The sequence below is a fragment of the Streptomyces sp. ACA25 genome, assembly GCF_028200735.1.
Lineage (GTDB): Bacteria > Actinomycetota > Actinomycetes > Streptomycetales > Streptomycetaceae > Streptomyces.
Genome location: NZ_JAQKPV010000020.1, coordinates 12,522 through 32,157, shown reverse-complemented (window position 1 = coordinate 32,157; position 19,636 = coordinate 12,522). Strand labels below are relative to the sequence as shown.

The 19,636-nt window shown below is 67.7% G+C and carries 17 protein-coding genes and 1 pseudogene; 10 read left to right on the top strand and 8 right to left on the bottom strand.

The window, feature by feature from the left end; all coding sequences use genetic code 11:
• Window positions 1–32: 32 nt before the first annotated feature.
• The 4 genes from pabB (at window position 33) to PJ985_RS22275 (ending at window position 4,606) form a co-directional block, all read left to right on the top strand.
• Window positions 33–2,093: an aminodeoxychorismate synthase component I gene (gene pabB, locus PJ985_RS22290; protein ID WP_271685700.1), complete on the top strand. Its 2,061-nt coding sequence runs from the start codon at window positions 33–35 to the stop codon at window positions 2,091–2,093.
• Window positions 2,090–3,040 carry a prephenate dehydrogenase dimerization domain-containing protein gene (locus PJ985_RS22285; RefSeq protein WP_271685688.1) on the top strand — a complete coding sequence of 317 codons (951 nt, stop codon included), beginning with the start codon at window positions 2,090–2,092 and terminating at the stop codon, window positions 3,038–3,040. The genes pabB and PJ985_RS22285 overlap by 4 nt, the downstream gene beginning before the upstream one ends.
• On the top strand, window positions 3,037–3,348 hold the full coding sequence (gene cmlD, locus PJ985_RS22280) for a 4-amino-4-deoxychorismate mutase CmlD (RefSeq protein ID WP_271685687.1): 312 nt from the start codon (window positions 3,037–3,039) through the stop codon (window positions 3,346–3,348). Before PJ985_RS22285 ends, cmlD begins: the two co-directional genes overlap by 4 nt.
• A gap of 79 nt (window positions 3,349–3,427) precedes the next feature.
• On the top strand, window positions 3,428–4,606 hold the full coding sequence (locus PJ985_RS22275; RefSeq protein ID WP_271685686.1) for a 3-deoxy-7-phosphoheptulonate synthase: 1,179 nt from the start codon (window positions 3,428–3,430) through the stop codon (window positions 4,604–4,606).
• An 82-nt stretch (window positions 4,607–4,688) separates the two neighbouring features.
• Here PJ985_RS22275 and PJ985_RS22270 read toward each other — a convergent pair whose 3' ends face one another.
• Window positions 4,689–5,900, bottom strand: coding sequence for a Cmx/CmrA family chloramphenicol efflux MFS transporter (locus tag PJ985_RS22270; protein ID WP_271685685.1), 1,212 nt, complete (start codon window positions 5,898–5,900; stop codon window positions 4,689–4,691).
• A gap of 376 nt (window positions 5,901–6,276) precedes the next feature.
• Here PJ985_RS22270 and PJ985_RS22265 point away from each other — a divergent pair, with 376 nt between their 5' ends.
• Window positions 6,277–7,596, top strand: coding sequence for a cation:proton antiporter (locus tag PJ985_RS22265; protein WP_271685684.1), 1,320 nt, complete (start codon window positions 6,277–6,279; stop codon window positions 7,594–7,596).
• Complete coding sequence (locus PJ985_RS22260; RefSeq protein WP_271685683.1) at window positions 7,593–8,330, top strand: 4'-phosphopantetheinyl transferase family protein; 738 nt, start codon at window positions 7,593–7,595, stop codon at window positions 8,328–8,330. The genes PJ985_RS22265 and PJ985_RS22260 overlap by 4 nt, the downstream gene beginning before the upstream one ends.
• Here PJ985_RS22260 and PJ985_RS22255 read toward each other — a convergent pair.
• The 4 genes and pseudogenes from PJ985_RS22255 to PJ985_RS22250 all read right to left on the bottom strand — a co-directional run bounded on the left by PJ985_RS22255 (window position 8,327) and on the right by PJ985_RS22250 (window position 12,177).
• Window positions 8,327–9,319, bottom strand: coding sequence for a transcriptional regulator (locus PJ985_RS22255; RefSeq protein ID WP_271685682.1), 993 nt, complete (start codon window positions 9,317–9,319; stop codon window positions 8,327–8,329). The genes PJ985_RS22260 and PJ985_RS22255 overlap by 4 nt on opposite strands.
• 552 nt (window positions 9,320–9,871) lie before the next feature.
• Window positions 9,872–10,231 (bottom strand): annotated as a pseudogene (locus tag PJ985_RS23505) (DDE-type integrase/transposase/recombinase); the annotation flags it as partial.
• A complete protein-coding gene (locus tag PJ985_RS23500; RefSeq protein ID WP_443033566.1) occupies window positions 10,230–10,895 on the bottom strand; it encodes a helix-turn-helix domain-containing protein in 666 nt (221 codons plus the stop codon). The pseudogene PJ985_RS23505 and the gene PJ985_RS23500, both read right to left, overlap by 2 nt.
• Before the next feature lie 304 nt (window positions 10,896–11,199).
• The gene (locus tag PJ985_RS22250) at window positions 11,200–12,177 is read right to left on the bottom strand and encodes a ParB/RepB/Spo0J family partition protein (RefSeq protein ID WP_271685681.1); all 978 of its coding nucleotides are present in this window, start codon (window positions 12,175–12,177) and stop codon (window positions 11,200–11,202) included.
• A 628-nt stretch (window positions 12,178–12,805) separates the two neighbouring features.
• Between PJ985_RS22250 and PJ985_RS22245 the strand changes: the two genes are divergently transcribed.
• Window positions 12,806–13,396 carry a TetR/AcrR family transcriptional regulator gene (locus PJ985_RS22245; protein WP_333909886.1) on the top strand — a complete coding sequence of 197 codons (591 nt, stop codon included), beginning with the start codon at window positions 12,806–12,808 and terminating at the stop codon, window positions 13,394–13,396.
• Between the two features lie 95 nt (window positions 13,397–13,491).
• Here PJ985_RS22245 and PJ985_RS22240 read toward each other — a convergent pair whose 3' ends face one another.
• From PJ985_RS22240 to PJ985_RS22230, 3 genes are read right to left on the bottom strand one after another with little or no spacing between them, the layout of a single operon-like run.
• On the bottom strand, window positions 13,492–14,262 hold the full coding sequence (locus tag PJ985_RS22240; protein ID WP_271685679.1) for an SDR family NAD(P)-dependent oxidoreductase: 771 nt from the start codon (window positions 14,260–14,262) through the stop codon (window positions 13,492–13,494).
• Between the two features lie 12 nt (window positions 14,263–14,274).
• Entirely contained in the window at window positions 14,275–15,177 is a 903-nt protein-coding gene (locus PJ985_RS22235; protein WP_271685678.1) for an NAD(P)H-binding protein, read from the bottom strand.
• Window positions 15,178–15,801: a ScbR family autoregulator-binding transcription factor gene (locus PJ985_RS22230; protein ID WP_271685677.1), complete on the bottom strand. Its 624-nt coding sequence runs from the start codon at window positions 15,799–15,801 to the stop codon at window positions 15,178–15,180.
• Between the two features lie 102 nt (window positions 15,802–15,903).
• On the opposite strand from PJ985_RS22230, the gene PJ985_RS22225 reads away from it, so the two are divergent.
• From PJ985_RS22225 to PJ985_RS22215, 3 genes are all read left to right on the top strand, one after another.
• A complete protein-coding gene (locus PJ985_RS22225) occupies window positions 15,904–16,827 on the top strand; it encodes a ScbA/BarX family gamma-butyrolactone biosynthesis protein (protein WP_271685675.1) in 924 nt (307 codons plus the stop codon).
• A gap of 178 nt (window positions 16,828–17,005) precedes the next feature.
• Window positions 17,006–17,170, top strand: coding sequence for a hypothetical protein (locus PJ985_RS22220; RefSeq protein WP_271685674.1), 165 nt, complete (start codon window positions 17,006–17,008; stop codon window positions 17,168–17,170).
• A 286-nt stretch (window positions 17,171–17,456) separates the two neighbouring features.
• Window positions 17,457–18,692, top strand: a complete 1,236-nt coding sequence (locus PJ985_RS22215; protein ID WP_271685673.1) for a hypothetical protein — start codon at window positions 17,457–17,459, stop codon at window positions 18,690–18,692.
• The last annotated feature ends 944 nt before the right edge of the window (window positions 18,693–19,636 follow it).

Here is a 19,636-nt window from a genome sequence, read left to right as displayed (position 1 = left end):
TCGGCGAGCCCTTCGAGACAAGGTGCCTCATGATGCGCACGCTCCTGATCGACAACTACGACTCGTTCACCTACAACTTGTTCCAGTGCATCGGTGAGGCGACCGGTCAGTCCCCTGTGGTCGTACCCAACGACGCAGACTGGTCGCGGCTGCCCATCGAGGACTTTGACGCGATCGTCGTGTCACCGGGGCCCGGCAGTCCGGACCGGGCGAGGGATTTCGGGAACAGCCGAAAAGCGATCACCGAGAGCGGTCTGCCCGTCCTCGGCGTCTGCCTCGGCCACCAGGGCATCGCCCAGCTCTTCGGCGGAACCGTCGGCCTCGCCCCGGAGCCGATGCACGGCCGGGTCTCCGAGGTGCGGCACACCGGCGTGGACGTCTTCAGAGGTCTCCCCTCGCCGTTCACCGCCGTGCGCTACCACTCCCTGGCCGCCACCGACCTCCCTGACGAGCTGGAGCCCCTCGCCTGGAGCGACGATGGCGTCGTCATGGGTCTACGGCACCATGAGAGGCCCCTGTGGGGCGTCCAGTTCCATCCGGAGTCGATCGGCAGTGACTTCGGCCGGGAGATCATGTCCAACTTCCGCGACCTCGCTCTCGCCCACCACCGGGCGCGACCACGCGCTGCGGACTCCCCGTACGAGATCCACGTGCGCCGCGTCGACGTGCTTCCGGACGCCGAGGAGGTGCGCGGCACCTGCCTGTCCGGCGAAGGCGCCACGTTCTGGCTGGACAGCAGCGCCGTCCTTGAAGGCGCCTCGCGCTTCTCCTTCCTCGGCGACGACCGCGGCCCGCTCGCCGAGTACGTCACCTACCGGGTTGCAGAAGGTGTCGTCTCCGTCCGCAGCTCCGACGGCAGGACGACGCAGACACCGCAGCAATTCTTCACGTACCTGGAGGAGCAACTCGACCGTCGGCGCGTACCCGCCGCTTCTGGGCTGCCCTTCGAGTTCAACCTCGGCTACGTCGGCTATCTCGGCTACGAGCTGAAGGCCGAGACGAGCGGCGAACCCGCGCACCGGTCCCCGCACCCCGATGCCGCCTTCCTCTTCGCCGACCGCGCGATCGCTCTCGACCACCAGGACGGCTGCTGCTACCTGCTGGCACTCGACCGCCGCGGTCAGGACAACGGGGCACGGGCCTGGCTACGGGAGACGACCGAGACCCTCACCGGTCTGGCCGTCCGCGCCCCGGCGGATCGAACCCCCGCCATGGCCTTCGGCGCTCCCGAGGCGGCGGCGGGCTTCGGCCCCCTGGCTCGGGCACGCCATGACAAGGACGCGTACCTCAAGCGCATCGACGAATGCCTCAAGGAGATCCGCAACGGCGAGTCGTACGAGATCTGTCTGACCAACATGGTTACGGTGCCGACGGAGGCGACGGTCATGCCGCTCTACTCCGCGCTACGCGCGATCAGCCCGGTCCCGTACGGCGCCCTGCTCGAGTTCCCGGAGCTGTCGGTGCTCAGCGCCTCGCCCGAGCGGTTCCTCACGATCGACGCGGACGGCGGCGTCGAGTCCAAGCCCATCAAGGGGACCCGTCCCCGAGGGGACACGACCGAGGAGGACGAACGGCTCCGCACCGACCTGGCCAGTCGGGAGAAGGACCGGGCCGAGAACCTGATGATTGTCGACCTCGTCCGCAACGACCTCAACAGCGTTTGCGCGATCGGCTCCGTCCACGTGCCCCGGCTCTTCGAGGTGGAGACCTATGCGCCCGTGCACCAGTTGGTGTCGACAATCCGGGGGCGGCTGCGGCCCGGCACGAGCACCGCTGCCTGTGTACGCGCGGCCTTCCCTGGTGGCTCCATGACCGGTGCGCCCAAGAAGCGCACCATGGAGATCATCGACCGGCTGGAAGAAGGCCCCCGGGGCGTCTATTCCGGCGCGCTCGGCTGGTTCTCCCTGAGCGGCGCCGCCGATCTCAGCATCGTCATCCGTACCATCGTGCTGGCCGCCGACCGGGCGGAGTTCGGCGTCGGCGGGGCGATCGTGTCCCTATCCGACCAGGAGGAGGAACTGACCGAAACCGTGGTGAAGGCACGTGCCATGGTCTCCGCCCTCGACAGCACCGCCGTGGCGGGCACGCGATGAGCGGCTTCGCCCGCAGTGTCGTCGTCGGCGGTAGCGGAGCGGTGGGCGGCATGTTCACCAGGCTGCTGCGGGAGGCTGGCAGTCGGACGCTCGTCGTCGACGTCGCACCGCCTCCGGAGGAGCGGGACACCTGTCTGGTGGCCGACATCACCGCGCCGGGGCCCGAGCTGGCGGCCGCCCTCGGCCGCGCGGACCTCGTCCTGCTCGCCGTCCACGAGGCTGTGGCCCTCAAGGCCGTGGCCCCCGTGACCCGGCTCATGCGATCAGGCGCGCTGCTCGCCGACACGCTTTCCGTCAGGACGGGCATGGCTGCGGAACTCACGGCCCATGCCCCCGGTGTCGAGCACGTCGGACTCAACCCGATGTTCCACCCGGTCGTCGGCATGGCTGGTCGGCCCATGGCCGTCGTGATCACGAGGGACGGGCCCGGCGTAGCCGCCCTGCTGCGGCTCGTCGAGCGCGGCGGCGGGCGACCCGTACGGCTCTCGGCGGAGGAGCACGACCGGACGACCGCGGCCACCCAAGCCCTGACGCACGCGGTGATCGTCTCCTTCGGGATCGCGCTCGCCCGGCTGGGCGTGGACGTCCGCACGTTGACGGAGACTGCGCCACCACCCCATCAGGTTCTACTCGCCCTGCTGGCCCGCGTACTCGGCGGCAGCCCCAAGGTGTACGGGGAGATCCAGTGGTCCAACCCCCGGGCCGCGTCCGCCCGTAGGGCGCTCGCCGACGCGCTGCACTCCTTCGCCTCGCTCGTCGGCGACGACCCCGACCTCCACAACAAGGACAGCGACGGTGACGGCCACCGGGAAACCGAAGGCCTGGACAGCGTCTTCGACGAGCTCCGTCGGCTCATGGGACCCGAGCTCACGGCGCAACAGGACCGCTGCCGGGAGCTGTTCCGCACCATTCACCGCACCGACGACGAAGGCGAGACGGACCGATGACCGAGCAGGACGAGCTGCACCGACTGCGCACGGAACTCGACACTCTCGACGGAACGCTACTGGACACGCTGCGCCGCCGCATCGACTGCGGCGTCCGCATCGCGCGGTACAAGTCCCAGCACGATGTCCCGATGATGCAACCCGGCCGGGTCAACCTGGTCAAGGCGAGAGCGATCCGCTACGCGGCCGACCACGGCCTCGACGAGACGTTCCTGGTGAGCCTCTACGACACGATCATCACTGAGATGTGCCGCGTCGAGGACCTGGTGATCAGCCGGAGGGCTCTGACGCCCGAGGACCGGCGTTAAGCCCGACATTTCGGACCACACGTACGACACCCGTTACAGCCCTGACGGCATCTTTCCGTGCGGGGCGGAGGAGACCACGATGCACGCGACAACGACGCTCGCGTCCCTGACCGGGCGGACGGCAGCGCAACAGCCCTACTGGCCGGACCCAAGGGCCCTCGCAGAAGTGGAACGAGAGCTGGCCGGGCTGCCCGTCCTCACCACCGAGAACGAGGTCGTCGACCTGATGAGCGGAATGGACCTGGTTGCCTGTGGCTCGGCACTCCTCGTCCAGGGCGGCGACTGCGCCGAACGCTTCCACGAGGCCCTTCCAGAGCTGGTCCGGCAGAAGGTGGACAATCTCCAAGGTCTCGCTGCGATCATGCGGGCCGGCAGCGGGCTGCCCACGGTGGCCGTCGGCCGTATCGCCGGGCAGTACGGAAAGCCGCGCTCGTCGCCGTTCGAGACGGAGGACTCGGGCTCGGGACGGCAGATGCCCAGCTACTGCGGCGACGCCGTGAACAAGCCCGAGTTCGAGCCTGTGGCCAGGACCCCGGAGCCCAGGCGGCTCCTCACCGCGTACACGTGCTCGCGGCTCGTCCTCGACGAGATCCGGCACTCCTGGTCGGGGCGGCCCGTATTGGAACGGGTCTATGCCTCCCACGAGCTGCTTCTCCTGCCGTACGAACGGGCGCTTGCGAGGAGGGGCTCGCACGGTACGTACAGCGGTTCCGCCCACTTCGGGTGGATCGGCGAGCGAACACGTCGGGAGGACGGCGCCCACGTCGCCCTCGCCCAGGCCGTGCACAATCCGATCGGCGTCAAGCTGGGGCCGGCAGTGTCGCCGGAGGACGCGGTCGCCCTGAGCCGGTCGCTGAACCCGGATGGCGTTCCGGGGCGGCTGACGTTCATCATGCGCTTCGGCGCGAAGGAGGCGGACCGGCTCCTGCCGCCGGTCGTCGAAGCGGTCGCCCGCCACGGCGCACCGGTCGTCTGGCTCTGTGACCCCATGCATGGTAACGGGCTGAAGCTGTCCGGCCACAAGACCCGGTTGATCGAGCCGATGCGTGCCGAGATCGCGTCCTTCACTCGGGCATTGAGGACGCACAGGCAGTGGCCCGCGGGTCTCCACCTGGAGTTGACCCCCGACCCAGTCACCGAGTGCGTGTCGGAGCAAGACGAGCCGCCGCGGTTTACTGACTACCGGTCCACGTGCGACCCGCGTCTGAACCCCGAGCAGTCGGCGGAGATGGTCTCCCATTTCCTCTCCCTGCTCTGACGGGGGTCCCATGCGCTCCGCGCGCACGGCTGGTGGCCCGTCCCCACGAAGGGAACGGGCCATCGGACGCAGAGAGCGGCGGTCAGGAACGGGCCTCGACCGAACGCTCGGCCGGACGGTTCTGCGTGGCGCGGGTGTCGTCCTTGCCGCCGGTAATGCCGATTGCCCGGGCCACGCCTGCCACGACGAGGGCGGCGGCGACGAGTACGGCGCTCACCATCAGCGGCGAGCGGTAGCCGAGCTCAGCTCCCAGTGCGAGACCGCCCAGGGCGGGTCCGGCAGCAGCGCCGACGTTCAGGGCGCCGGTGGCGAAGCCGCCGGCCAGTGTGGGGGCGTCCGAGGCCGTGTAGAGGGCCTGCGCGATCAGCGTGGAGCCCACGCCGAACGACAATGCTCCCAGGAAGAAGATGAGGATCAGGGCCACCACCGGGTTCGCGGCCGTGAGGGCGAAGATCAGCCAGCCCGCCAGCAGCGCGATACCGCCGAATGCCAGCACCTGGCCGGGACGGCGGTCCGCCAGTCGGCCGCCCACGTTGACCCCGACGAAGGACCCGATGCCGAACAGCGCCAGCGTGATGGGCACCCACCCGGAGCTCAGCTCCGTCACATTGGTGATGACAGGCGCAAGGTACGTGAACGAGCAGAATGTCGCTCCGTTGATCAGCGCTCCGAGCACGAGGGTCATGATCAGCCGAGGGGTGCGGAGTGCCCCCAGTTCGCAGCGGACACTCGGAGCCGCGGGGTCTACGGGTGTCGACGGCACGGACCGCAGCACCGCGAAGACTGCGGGGGTGGAGATGATCGCGACACCCCAGAAAGCCGCGCGCCAGCCCCAGATTTCGCTCACCAGGGCTCCGAGGGGGACCCCCGCGATACAGGCAAGCGTGAGTCCACTCAGGAGAACCGAGGTTGCCCGGCCCTTGGCTTGGGGTCCGGCCATGCTCGCCGCGGTCGCGAGGCCGACGGCGAGGAAGCCCGCGTAGGAAAGGGCTGCGATCACCCGCGTGATGAAAAGGATCTCGAAGCTGTGGGTGAGGGCGCCCACGACGTGGGCGAGAAGGAAGGTGATGAGGAAGGCGAGCAGCGCCCGTCGGCGCGGCCATCGCAGGCTCAGCATCGCGACCGACGGTGCGCCGACGACCATGCCGACGGCAAAGGCCGAGGTGAGCGAGCCGACAGCCGGAAGGGACACGCCCAAGTCGGCGGCCATGTCCTCCAACAGCCCGGACAGCATGAATTCCGACGTTCCCTGGGCAAATACGGCCAGCCCAAGAACGTAGATGGCGAATGGCATGAAGAAGCTCCAACTACATCGCAGAAGGGGGAAACGCGACGCATGGACGGAAGGTCATGCGTTGGCGTGGGAGAAGCGCCGGAGAGAGCTCCGGGCGTGATCCCGCGATGCGGTTGATCCGTGGCGGATGCGCGACCCATTACTCGGCAACGGGGCCGGAGGAAGTAGGTCGTCAGAGTGTTACGCGATCAGCCACCGGATCACCGGTGGCTCGCTTCTCTCCGCCTCAGGGCTCGCCATAGCCCTCAACCTAGCAACTCCCCGATCCCAGTGTCTAACGCATTCACACTTCCGACGTACCGGACCTTCCGCTGTCCCCTGACCCGGTACGGCATCACCGCCGCGGGCCCCGTCGCCCCGCAGAGAAGGAGCGTTCATGACCTCCCACGAAACGGCCATCATCATGGTCGGTCTGGCGTTGATCCTCACGCTCGCACACGTGCTCGGACGCCTCGCACGGCGGTGCGGCCAGCCGGCCGTCCTCGGTGAGATCCTCGCCGGCGTCCTGCTCGGTCCGACACTGTTCCACGGCACCCTCTCGGACGCGGTCTTCCCGTTAGACGTCCGGCCAATGCTCAGCACGCTCGGCAACCTCGGCGTCGCGCTGTTCATGTTCCTGGTCGGGCTCGAGCTCGACCACCGGCTGCTGCGCGGGAACAAGCGTGCTGCGGTCGGGGTGTCCGTGGGGTCGATCGTCTTTTCTTTCGGACTCGGCGCAGCGCTGGCTGTGTGGTTGTGGAACCACCACACAGTCGACAACCGGCTCGGCTTCGTGTTGTTCATCGGCGCGGCCATGTCCATCACGGCATTCCCGGTCCTGGCTCGCATCCTGACCGACCGGGGCATGCAGCACACCAGAGTTGGCGCTCTGGCGATGACGAGCGCGGCTGCTGGGGACATCGTCGCCTGGCTGCTGCTCGCAGCCGTCCTCACCTTCGCTGGGAACCAGAGCACCTGGCAGGTGCTGTTGATCCTGCCGTATGCAGTGGGAATGGTCGCGGTGGTACGGCCTCTCCTCGGCAGGTTCTTGATCACCCGGGAGCCGCGCGGAACGGGTGCCAGCGAGCGAGCCCCGGGTGCCGCGCCGCTCGCTGTGCTGACAGTGCTCCTGCTCGTGTCCGGAGCGCTGAGCGAGTGGTTCGGGATGCACTTCATCATCGGCGCGTTCCTCGCCGGCGTGATCGTGCCGCACCACGGCACGAAACAGGTGCGCGCGGCGGTCGTCGACCGGTTCAAAACCATCACCTGGATGCTGCTGCCAGCGTACTTCACGGTAGCCGGACTGAACGTGGACCTGAGCACGGTGGACAGGGACGGACTCGGCGAGCTGGGCCTGATCCTCCTCGTCGCGATAGGCGGCAAGTTCGGCGGCGCCTACCTCGGAGCGCGGGCCACGGGCCTATCCGGGCGGTCGGCGACGTCGCTGGGCATTCTCATGAACACCCGCGGTCTCACCGAACTCATCATCCTCGGCATGGGACTGCAACTGGGGCTGCTCGACTCGGACCTGTACTCGCTCATGGTGGTCATGGCCCTCGTCACCACCGCCATGACCGCGCCCCTGCTGCGCTGGGCCTACCCGCGCCAGATGGTCGACGCGGATCTGCGGGAGCTGGCCGCAGAGTGGGAGGCGGCGGCACGGCGCGCCGGTTCTGTTCCGGCCGCAGGCGGGAAGCCGTCGGAGGCGAAGCGATGACGACCACGCTCCTGACCGGGCTGGTGCCGACAGCGGTCCTGACCGCCGAGAAGTTCGGCGACGTCCCGAACGCATGGATCTTCCCGGAAGAGGCGGCCGTGCTGAGCCAAGCCGTGGACCGTCGACGCCGGGAGTTCGCCACCGTGCGGCACTGCGCGCGGCTCGCCCTGACCTCTCTCGGGCGTCCGGCCGGACCGATGGTGCCGGGCGATAGGGGTGCGCCAACCTGGCCAGAAGGCGTGGTGGGTTCGATGACCCACTGCGACGGCTACCGTGCCGCCGCCGTGTCCCTGAGGCTCGACGTCGCCGCCTTGGGCATCGACGCCGAGCCCCACGCGCCGCTGCCGTCTGGCCTTCTCCGCCGGATCGCGTCACCGTCCGAGCGGGACCGCCTGGCGGCGCTGCGCCACACCCGTCCCGCGTTCCACTGGGACCGGCTGTTCTTCAGCGCGAAAGAGTCCGTGTACAAAGCGTGGTTTCCCCTGACCGGGACGTGGCTGGACTTCCGCGAGGCTGAGCTGGCCCTCGACCCGTACCGGCAGACCTTCCGCGCCCGTCTCCTTCGGACCGGACACGACGACGAGGGACGCCCGCTCCACACCCTTCACGGGCGGTGGCGGGTCAGCCGCCGGCTCATCGTCACCGCCGTCGTCCACAGGCTCACGGCCTCTGCCCATAGGACCCGACCTCCGCCCATGGGTCCCGGCTCCACCACCGCGTACGGCTGGCGCTAACCGGTCAGGGAGTCCTCGACAAAACGCAGGTCCTGAGCCATTCCCTTGAGGTCGTCGGCGCAGGCGGACAGGATGTCGGCCACCGCGCTCCGTCTGTGCAAGGGGATGGTGGGGGCGAGACGCTTCCATTCCTCAGCCGTCCGCAGCTGCGCGTGCAGTCGGTGCAGGACTAGCCGTCCGCTCTGGCTGAGCCGCAGCGAGGGATCGTTGCGGAGCCCGTCGAAGAGGGTGACGCGGCGAGCGAGATCGGGCGCGGCTCCACGACCCGCACGGCCCTCGTCCGGCGCGGGCGGCGTGGTGGCGGTGGAATCGGCTGTGGCCGCGGGACCGTCGGACCGGCAGCTGTCAAGAACCGCCGGCCACCCCTGGGCCAGCCGGTATCGCACGTCACGGGCGGTCCCCACGGAGATCCCGGCTCGCCTGGCGATCTCCCGCAGCGAGGCTGCCGGGTTCTGCCTGATCACCTCGGCGGCCAACCGGCGTCCGTCCGCCGTGGTGGACGGACGGACCCGGCCGTCAAGGCCGACACGCGCGTCCGGTCGCGCGTCCGGGTCAGCGATGTCCCGACGCAGCGCGCCCACGCCGGTGGCGTTCCAGCCGGTCCTCTCGGCAATGCTGCGGTCGGACCAGTGGGGGTACGTGCGTAATATCCGCAACGCAGCCTGCTTACGCTCGTCACTCGAGAGCGGAAGTCCGTGCCGCGTGTTGGACTCCACGGCGAGCAGGAAGGCCGCGCCCTCGTCCCCCTCGAACCAGCGCGCGCCGATGCTGTGCCGGTTGCGCAGCTCTGTGGCCCTCAGGCGGTGCATGCCGTCGACAACGCGCAGGGTCGCCCGGTGCACCAGGATCGGCGGAAACTCCTCCTCGCTCTCCGCGAGTGCCCGTACGTGAGCCTGGTCAAGCGCGAAGCGTGGTGAATCTGCTGGCAGCAGAGTGCGTATGTCGATGTCGAAGGTCGACGACTGTCCTCGATCCGATACTGCGGACATCAATGCCTCCAGGGATGCCGGTCATCCATGACAGGAACGGTGGGACGCCTCCGTTGCCGCGGGCATGACAGAGCTGCGCGCGACCACACAGGGGCGTGCGGGAACTACCTGTGGGGGTGGCAGGAAAGCAGAGCCGAGGGAAGCGGCTGCGGGTCAGTGCGCGGTGCAGAGATACGGAGCCGTGCGAGGTACGGAGGTGTCAACTGCCTTGCCGACGAAGGCCGGGTCTCGTCATGACCGTGACGTCCGGTGGAGACACCGGCCTCGGACGACCGGCGCTCGATCGGGCCACCCACCGGCCCTGCGTGTCACGTGGCTGCACCATGCGATCGCGATCCTTTCGAGGGATGAGCGACGCCCGATCGGGCGCAAACCGTAGCCAGAATGTGACGCTAAGCCACCGAATGATGAGGCGTCAACATGTCCGCTGACGCGGACAGGCCTGGCCCTCTCTACACCTGTCCGAGAGCACCCTTGTCCGATCCGGCGATCAGGGATACACGTGATCTGAGGTTGGCCTCGCTTTTCCGGACAGCGGTATGATCGGTCCATTCATACTACGAGGAGAAGTACTCCGAACTCAGTGTGGACCTCTCGCGGGGGTCGGTGCCCCACTGCCGTATGAAGACGCTTGAGGTTGTACCAAATTTCGATGCATCTGATAACGTCTCGAGTGGAATATGTCGCGCGTGACTCTGTCTCGTTCTTCAACGCGCCGAAGAACGATTCAGCCACCCTCTTTGCCAGCTTCCCCTTGCGGGCAGCGCTACGTATAGCGCATGATATCAGGGATGTGTAATGGTGGTCGTCCATGGCGTATCCGATAACTTCTCTGGTACAGCAGTCGATCACGGTCGCAAGGTAGAGCCATCTCTCTCCGGCAGGTATATAGGTGATTTCGCCGACAAGTTTATTTCCGGGGCCTCGGCGATGAAGTCGCGTTGCACCAGGTCCGGTACGGAGCCGGCCGTGGTCGGGTCAGGGAGCACCGCTTCGGCCAGGGCTGGCACGGCACAAGCCCAGTCACGCATGAGACAGCGGGCGAGCTCCTGTCCCGCGGCGCGTCCCCAGCGCAGGAGCTGGACGCGGACTCGCCAGTGCCCGTAGGTGCCGTGTGACATGGTGAAGACCTTCTGGACCAACAGCTTTTATTCCTCACAGCGTCGTGCCGTTGCTGAATCTGGCCGCTGTCGCCTTCGTAGCCGGATCTGAAAACGCCGAGCCTGCTGCATACAAACCCGACGAGATACGCGTTCTCCGCAGTATCGAGCCGCATCGTTCCGATAAAATCCCTGCTCGCTACCGGGGATCCTTCGCGAAGTACGCAGCGGCTTTTTCCAGGGAACGAGTTTTCCATCCGGCTCCTGAGCCCTCGAATCCGCTCATACCGACGGACCCATGAGCTGAGTATTTCGGGGTTCACGTCGAACTCCCGAGCGATGCGCGAAATCGAGCCACGTGATCTCAAGGCCAGCCGCACGGCTTCGTCATGGAAGTCCCGGCAGGCGGTAAGCCATCCGATGACTCGGGCATTCTGAAGACTGCTCGACGTTCCCGTATTACTGACGAACGGCATCGGTGATCGGTCAAGAACATTTTTGCCGAACACAATCATCGTTCAGGTTCCGCGAAATCCTGTCAAGAGAGAAGCCGCTGAGCGCTGCACCAGCACAGCCTTTCCCACAACGGACGGCTGGGCGAGTAATTTCCGTGTACGAGGAGCGTCAAGGTCTTCCGAGAAGCAGGTTGCCATCACCGGCGCAGCACTGACGGCAGCGGCCTGGGCGGAACTGGCACCTCTCGTCCTGCACCGCGGAGCGTTCCGGAAGGCCGGACAACGTGCTCCCCTGTGCAACTGTAGCCGGACCTCAGTCGCACAGTCAGGGAGCTGTGGTCCGTCTCTCTCCGGAAGCAACTCCCCCCTGACTGGCCGCCAGCTGGTCGGCGAAGGCGCTCCACGCACGTGCGCACTCGCGGGCGGCCGCTGACACCGCCGTCGCGGCATGTGGCGGCACACTGGCGATGAGCTTCTCGCGGCGCTGGGTCGGCAACTGGTGCATCACCAGCAGGCGGAGCAGAAGACGGCCGTCCTCGGTGAAGCGCAGGGAGGGGTCCCTCGTCAGGTTCAGCACCGTCCCGCCCGGTTGACCGGGAGGGGTCGCGGACACGGACGCGGACGGCGGCCCTAACCGATGTGTGCTGTGCGTGCGCTGTCTCTGCGGAACGACGTCTTTCCCCCGGCGCAGACGTTCACGGACGTCGCGTACCGTCGAGGGGGACAAGCCGACCTTCTGGGCCACGGTGCGTAAGGACGCCTCGGGGTCCTTCTCCAGTAACTCGCTTGCCCGCAGTCGCCCGTCGGCGGTGCTGACGGGCCGCGCGCGCCCGTCGCGGCCGACTCGGGAGACCGCACGCGCCGACTCGGTGTCCCGGCGAAGCGAGCGAACCGTCTTGGTGGAGACGCCGGCGATCGCGGCGATCGCCCGATCGGACCACTGCGAGTGGGACTCAAGGAGGCGCTGGGCCGCCGCGGACCTCTCCTCGGCGGAAAGTGGCAGGCCGTGTGTGGTGTTCTCCCTGACCGCCAGCACGAAGGCGTCCTGCTCGCTCCCCTCGAAGTACCGGACCGCCACATGCCTCTCGCCCCTCAGCGCGGCTGCCTGGTGTCTGTGCATCCCGTCGATGATCCGCATCGTGCCGCGATGAACGACGATGGGCGGTAGAACGGCGTCCGACGCGGCGAGCAGGCGCGCGTGCCGCGTGTCGACACCCTTGTTGCGAGGTGAGTCGGCCGGGGCGAGCAGATCGATGGGGACCTCCTGCACCTCGGAGAGCGGAGCATCCGGCCACTTTGGCACCTGTCTCTCCTGGACCTGTCCGAGCGAGTGATGCGCGGGGAAGGCGACCGGTGTGCGCGTGACCGAGGATTCCATGCTCATCAGTGACCTCCGAGAGTGGACACGTGCGGGCGGGGGGAACGCGCCGCCGAATGCCGAACGGACTTCGTGTCACCGTGATCGAGACATCGTGTCCGCACAGGCTTCGGCGGAGCTCGGTACCGGACAGCTCCTCGGGATTTCCGGATCGCACATCCGGCAGGCAGTGCTCGGGCTACACGCGGTGGTACAGGCTGGAGTCGGCTCCCGTGCTCCCTGAGCGCCGTACCGCACATCACAACGGCAGATCAGAGGTTTGGCCCCGGCGCGAGCAGCCACCGGCGCGCCCGGCCGAGCCTCTCCGCAGGACCCCGGAGTGACGCCCTGTGGGCCGCACCGACCATCCACAGCCGCCCTCCCGCCGAGCCGTACGAGTCACAAAAATATGATTTTTTTTATCATTATGTGTTCGGTGCTGTAAGGCAAGAGGTATGTCCCATGTGATCTTCGGCGCGGTCAGGCCGCCTGCCCGGTGCGCGAGGCCCCCGGGTGCCTCGCGCCCGCGCCGCTCTGCCATACCGATCTGCGCAATAAATGACAAGAGGGTGAAGTGACGCAGAGAAGAGCAGTGTGCACACGCGAGAGGATCCTGAGGGCCGCGGCGGGCGAGATAGTGCGGTCCGGGTACCACGGCACCACACTGGCCCAGGTGGCGGCACGGGCACACGTGACGATGGGTGCGGTTACCTTCCACTTCGCGACGAAACAGGCCCTTGTCGAGGAAGTCTTCCAGGATGGCATGAAGCGCACCTGCGAGGCTGTGGAAGCCGAGGTAGTGGAGGGCGCCGAGCCCTTGCAGAACCTAGCCGACCTCACTCAACGTCTCGCCTCGCTGCTCGTCGACGATGAGGATCTGACAGTGCTCGCATGCAGCCGACTCAGCCGCGACGACCTGACGGGTCACTTCGCGTGGCGCGAGGCATGGAGCGGCCAGGTGGCCCGGCTGGCGGTACGGGGGTGTGAGAGCCCTCTCACCCCCGTACGTTGCTCGAGTGAAACCCTCGGCTTTCTCGTTCACTGCCTGCTGGAGGGTTTCGAAATGTGGACCTTCCATGCCGGCGCCGACCACCGCACCGCCTTGAGCCGTCTCGGCGCGGCCTGGCAGCAGGCCATGCCCGGTGGGCGAATGGACACCGACTAGCCGACCTAAGCCTCCGTGACAGTCCGACGACAAGTCGTCGGACTGTCACGCCGTTCCTGGCTGATCCGGGCCGTGCGGGGGCAGGGAGCTGCGGGTCAGCGGGCCGTCCAGCCCCCATCCACGGGGATTGCTGACGCAGTGACGAAGGACGAGCGGTCGGAGCAGAGCCATGCCGCTGCCTGTGCCACCTCCTGAGGTGCGGCGAGACGACGCTGGATCGCCCGCTGAGTGAAGGGCAGGAAGAGGCTGGGGGTGCGGGCTAGCGCCTCCTGCATCAGCTCCGTCTCGGTGCTACCTACGACGAGGGCGTTGACACGGATGCCGTGGTCCCCGTACTCGTCGGCTGCAGCTCTGGTCAGGCCGATGACCGCGTGCTTGGCCGCGATGTACGGCGCAGCGACGCCGGTGGCCCGGACGCCGGCGACACTGGCGGTATTGACGATGGCTCCGCCGGCGCCTCGACTCAGCATCACCGTGAGCTGCGCCCGCATCGCGTTCCACACGCCCCGCTGGTTCACGTCGACGATCCGGTCGTACTCCTCGTCATCGATCTCGTGGAAAGCCGTGCCCACGGAGGTCCATCCGGCGTTGTTGAAGGCCGCGTCCAGCCGTCCGAAGGTATCGACAGCTGTCGCGACCGCGTCGCGCATGTCTTGAGCGCTGACCACGTCTCCGGGGGCTGCGACCGCCCGCCCTCCGGCCGCTCGGATCTCATCAGCAAGTTGGCGTAAGCGGTCGACCCGGCGTGCGGTCAGCACGACGGCTGCGCCTTCCGCTGCAAAGAGGCGTGCGGCCGCGGCACCGATGCCGCTCGACGCGCCGGTGATCATGACGCTCTTGCCGTGCAGAAGACGTTCGTTCGCCATGCGGGTCTCCAGTCAGGTAAGGGTATCGAACAGGTGTGCATGCTCGGCGGCCCAGGATGTGAAGGGCGTGGAGGGTCGCCCCAGCAACTCCTCGACGTCGTGGGTGGTCGCCTCCTTAGCTCCGAGTCGCTGGCGCTCCGCACTAGCCGCGAGGGCCCGCACGAGCTCTTCGGGGTACCGTAGGCGCCAGCGCTCCTGGGCCTGAGCGGAAGTCAGTTCCGCACACGACAGCGGCCGTCGGAGCGTGGCGCCGAGCTGTGCGACCTGGTCCCGGACCGACAGCGCCTCGGGTCCGGTGAGGGAGTAGGTGCGGCCGCGGTGGCCGTCCTCGAGCAGGACGCGCCGCGCGACGTGCGCGATGTCTTCAGGCGCGACACAGGCGTTACGGGAGTCGGTGTACAGCCCGCGGACGGTGGCGTCCCGGCGTATGTCCGGCGCCCACGCCAGCGCGTGAGTCATGAAGGCTCGGGACCGCAGGATCGTCCAAGGAATGCCGGACTGCCGGACCCGGTCCTCGGCGGAGCGTTGCCACGTGGTGATGAGGTCCTGGGCGCCGGGGTCGGCCACCGCCAGCGCGGAAAGCTTGACGAGGTGGCCGACACCTGCGGCGACTGCCGCGGTGACGATGTTGGCGTCGTGCTCGGGCCGGAGGGGGTCAGTAGTGATGATCAGCACGGCGTCAGCGTCCGCGAGTACCTCGCTCAACCGCGCTACGTCCCCGTGATCGGCCCGCTCTACATGCCCGGCGAGCCCAGCACTCGACGGGTCGCGGCTGACCAGAACACTCTGACAGGTCTCGGCCGCCAGCAGGGCCGCGACGCGGCGCCCGACGGTACCGGTGGCCCCGGTGACGACGATGCGGAGGCGGCCACGGCGTAATCGGTGCCGGGCCGTGGCATCAGGAGCAGCAGGCATCTACGCGGTCCGTCCTCGTCCGGGATCGATGGTGGTGACCGCGCGGGCTTCGTCGGTGGCGATTCCGGGGAGGAGCAGTCGCCACATCTGGCAGGTCCGATCCATGAGGTCGGCCCGATCGGTGACCAGCTGGGAATACAGCTGTACACCGGTGCAGGCCCCGACGATGAACTGGGCCACCGCCGTGGGAGGAACGTCCGGGCGCAGATCCCCTCGGTCGTGCGCAACCTGCAGGTGCCCAGTCAAGATCGCAGCCCAGCCGTCGAACGAGCTGGGGTCGCTCAGACCGTGGCCCCGCTGTTCGACCGCGAGCCGGACACCGGCCCGCAACAGCGGATCGACCTGCAAGCGGTCAGCCCAGACCAGGGTGATGTCAATGACGCGCTGCAGCCCGTCGGACTCCAACAGCGGCTCGATGACCTGAGGTTGCGCGTTCATCACCGCCTCGGCCACACCCTGCTTGCTGCCGTAGTGGAAGTACAGCGCCCCCAGCGTCATGCCCGCCCGCTGTGCGATGTCGCTGACGTTCGCCCCCTGGTAGCCGTACTGATCGAACAGTTCGGCTGCCGCCACCAGCAGGCGTTGCCGACTTTGTACCGCTCGATCCTGCTTCGGATCAGGCAAGTCCTACCCCACTTTGACGAAAAAAAGAATATAATTTATTCTACCCCATCTCAACCGTCGTCTACCCCCCAACTCTCGCGCTACAGTGACGCAGGGAGTCCCATGTATGCGTTATCCCCCGGGCCTGGCATGGCCGTTTCCAGGCACTTGGTGCACAAGAGCGCACATGCCGAGGTTCTCCTCACCGGATGGTTGGCGGTCGACGACACCTTCATCGTGACCGCCCAGTGGCCGCGCGGCCACGGCTTCTACCACCCTCGTCGCGGGTTCCACGATCCCCTGCTCTTTGCCGAGACGGTGCGGCAGGCTCTGTCCTTGCTTTCCCACGAAGCCTTCGACGTTCCGCTCGACCATCAGCTGGTATGGAAGGACTTGTCCTTCCATGTGCTGCCCGACGCGCTGCGAGTCGGCCCCCAGCCGTTGGAGGTGCGCCTCGTCGTCACGTGCGTTGAGGCCGTCCGCAGGCGCGGGATGCTCGCCGCAGCGTGCATGCGCATGACCGCATGGGCGGACGGCAGTGCGCTGGGCCATGCCCACACCCGGTACTCCGCGCATAGCCCCGGCGTCTACCGGCGTCTACGCGCCGGACGCCACGACACGGCAGCGGCTCGAGCGAACGCGCTCCCTCCGGCCGAGGGGGTTCCGCCCGAAAAGGTGGCGCGCCACCTGCCTGGGGACGTGGTGCTGTCCCCCACCCGACACCTCCGAACATGGCAGCTGCGTGTGGACCTCGACCACCCGATTCTCTTCGACCACCCGGTCGACCACGTTCCGGGCATGCTGCTCTTGGAGGCCGCCCGTCAGGCCGCCATCACCAGCCATCCAGCCGGGTGCACCATCGTCACCAGCATGACCACGCGCTTCCACCGCTACCTGGAACTGGACCGGCCGGTCTGGCTGACCCTCACCTCTGACAGCAGCGATCTTCTCAACGTGCGCGTCGAGCAGGATCACGTCACGTGTTTCGAGGCAGCGGTGGGGACCACGAGGCAGCAACGGGCCTCCCTGCCGCGCCAGCCTGTCTGAGGTTCGCCACCTGCGCCGCACTGCGGGGGCCGTCGGCGTACCACCTAGCGGTGCTGGTCAACAGGTTCGACGGCGTCAACTTCCCCGGACGCGTACTCTCTGCTGATCCTCGACACGGGATTCCCCGGCCGCAGGACGGTGGAGCGACTGAAGCCGTCGCGCTGACAGCACTGTCCGCATGGCCAAGCAGGTCCAGCGGATCGGGCAGGACATGGGCTGGGGTGTGCGGGACGGGGACGACTACTGCGCGGTCCTGCTGCTGGGGGCGAACCTCGCCGTGGCGAAAAAAGACGCCCGGCACCTGGCCTGTTCTCGCCGGGGATGCAGGCGCAACAAGAGCTGAGCCGGTGGTGCCCCCGTCGGCCTGAGTGCGGCCGTGCACCACCGAGCGTGGCAGCCGCTGCCGGGCGTGCTCCCAGAGCTCGTCCACCGCCTCGGGTCGGCGCGGCACCTCTACGAAGGTGACCAGGCTGCCGTCCGCGGCGGGTAGCCGAATACCGGCATGGCAAGCTCACCCCCGGTGGGAACAAGGCCCTCTTGCTGCGGAAGCTACTGTTCCGTAATTTGACGGTACACCATCAAAATCGGGTGTCGTTGCGAGCCTGCGAACCCTGACGTAGGAGGCCTACTTGTCCGCTCGAAGGAGATCCGGCACGCGCTGGGTCGGAACGGTGAGCGCCCTGCTGATGCTGGCGGGGGCACTGACCGTGGCCGCGCCGGCGACCGCCAGTGAGAAGGCACCTGCCTCCAGTCCATCGGAGGCGGTGACCGAACGCCTCCTGGAGCACGGCCGCAGCGCCGTAGGGCCGGCGGCAGCCACTGACGAGCCCCAGGTCACCATCGCCCGGAAGTCGGGCAACTGGGCATTCGGTACCGCGGTTCTGGCCACTGATCCGGGATCGGAACGCATGCCTCAGGGCTGGCTGTTCCTCGCCGAGCGGCGGGGCTCGGACTGGCAGGTCGCTTTCGAGGGTGAGGACGAGTTCGCCGCCCTCGCAGAGCACTCTCCAGTCGTCAAGCCGGCGGAGAAGCCTCTCTTCGCCGAGCAGGACGGCCGGCAGCCGGAACCCGGCAAGGCCGAGGACGCGGACGGCGAGATCGCGGCCGAGGCGGCTGGAGGTGACTTCCGCACCGGCATGATGCTGCCGTCGACGCAGGGCAGCAGCATGACCCTGACCAGTGGTCCGCATGGCTGGGGAGGCACCGCCCATCCGTGGAGCTCGATCGACATGGCGGGCGGCGACGAAGTGGTGCGCGCGGCGCGCGGAGGTACGGCCTACACCATGTGCAGGGGCTGGATTCGGGTAATCCACGACCGCGGGTACGCCACGGACTACTACCACCTGTGGAACAACATCGACACCAACGGCGGCGCGGTGCAAATGGGTGCCTACCTCGGCTATACGGGCACCGACGTCACCTGCGGCGGTGCCGCCTACGGCCGGCACGTGCACTTCGGCCTGCGTCAGAACAACCAGTACGTCGCGCTGGCCGGTCACAACCTGGGTAAGTGGACTTTTCAGAACGGTGCCGCCGCCTACCAGGGGTCCGCTCTGCATGGCAGCCGCCAGGTGTACGCCGGAGGCACCCTGTACAACTACGGCGCGCTGGGCTTCACCCAGGGGGTGGTCGACGCCAACGGCGGCGGGGCGCTGACCAAGCGTGCCGGGCCGGGCACCGGCTACGCAGTTCTTGGATCGGTGGCCGACGGGGCGACGGTCAGCATCTCGTGCTCACAGAACGGCACAACCCACACCGGGCGTTACGGCTCGACCGCGCAGTGGAACCGGCTGACCGACGGCACCTGGGTCAGTGACGCCTACCTGTGGACGGGGGTGAACGGTCCCGTCAACGGTTGGTGCTGAACCGCGTCAACCACGAGGTTCGCGAGGTTCCACTCGACATCGGGGACGCACTCTGGCGCCTGCTGCAGGAGGAGTGCCCCTATGACCCTCCGTTAAGGCCCGGTGGTCGTTTGTCCGGCTGCTGCCGGGCCCGTTCGCCGAGAACGAGGACGCGCAGCGGCACCGGTGCACCGAGTGGACCCACTGACTCTCACGCCGATTCCAAACAGCTGAGCTGATGGTGTGACGATCCATGCTCTTGCCCACGCCCAACTGACCTACGGCTTCGCAAGTCCACGCCTCGTGTCGGCCCGGTGGGGATTGTGTTACACCGGAGCGAAGTTGAGGATCGCCGAACTCACCTCGTCTGCCAGCGGGGAACCGTGTACCAGAGTAGGACGCCGTCATCGCATTCACGCACGCGAGAGCAGCCGCTGCGCCGTGCGTTCGGTGATGCGTCGAGGGGGTGATGCCGAGGATGGCAGCGGCCTGGTGGACGGTCAGCAGTTCCTCCGGGTCGGGGCGTGAGGTCATGGTGACGGGCCTCCGGGCGGTATTCTGAGGGGCATCTCGGCCCTCTGGGCTGGTGAGGGGTCAAGGGCCGGTGGATGCCGTCACCGCCTTCGGGTGGTGTCCCGGCGGCCCTCCTTCACGCGTCAAGAAGAACCCCATAGCTTCTCGGGTGGGCTTACCGATCGCTGGGCGTGCTCGTGAACGTGGCGAGGTGTCGGCGAATGTTGTCCAGTATGGTCCGCAGCGCCGCCGTTGCTGTCCGCCGGCCAGGCGGTAGGGGACCAACCGGACTCCGCCATCGCCTGGGCGTAGCGAGGAAGGCGCGTACGTCTTCGACCTGCTGGCCGACACCTCGGATTCCCTTCCGGAAGTCAGCGCCGCGGTGCGCAACCTGTAGCAGCATCTATCCGTTGTGATCGTGGACGAGTGTGAAGACACCAACATCGAACAGT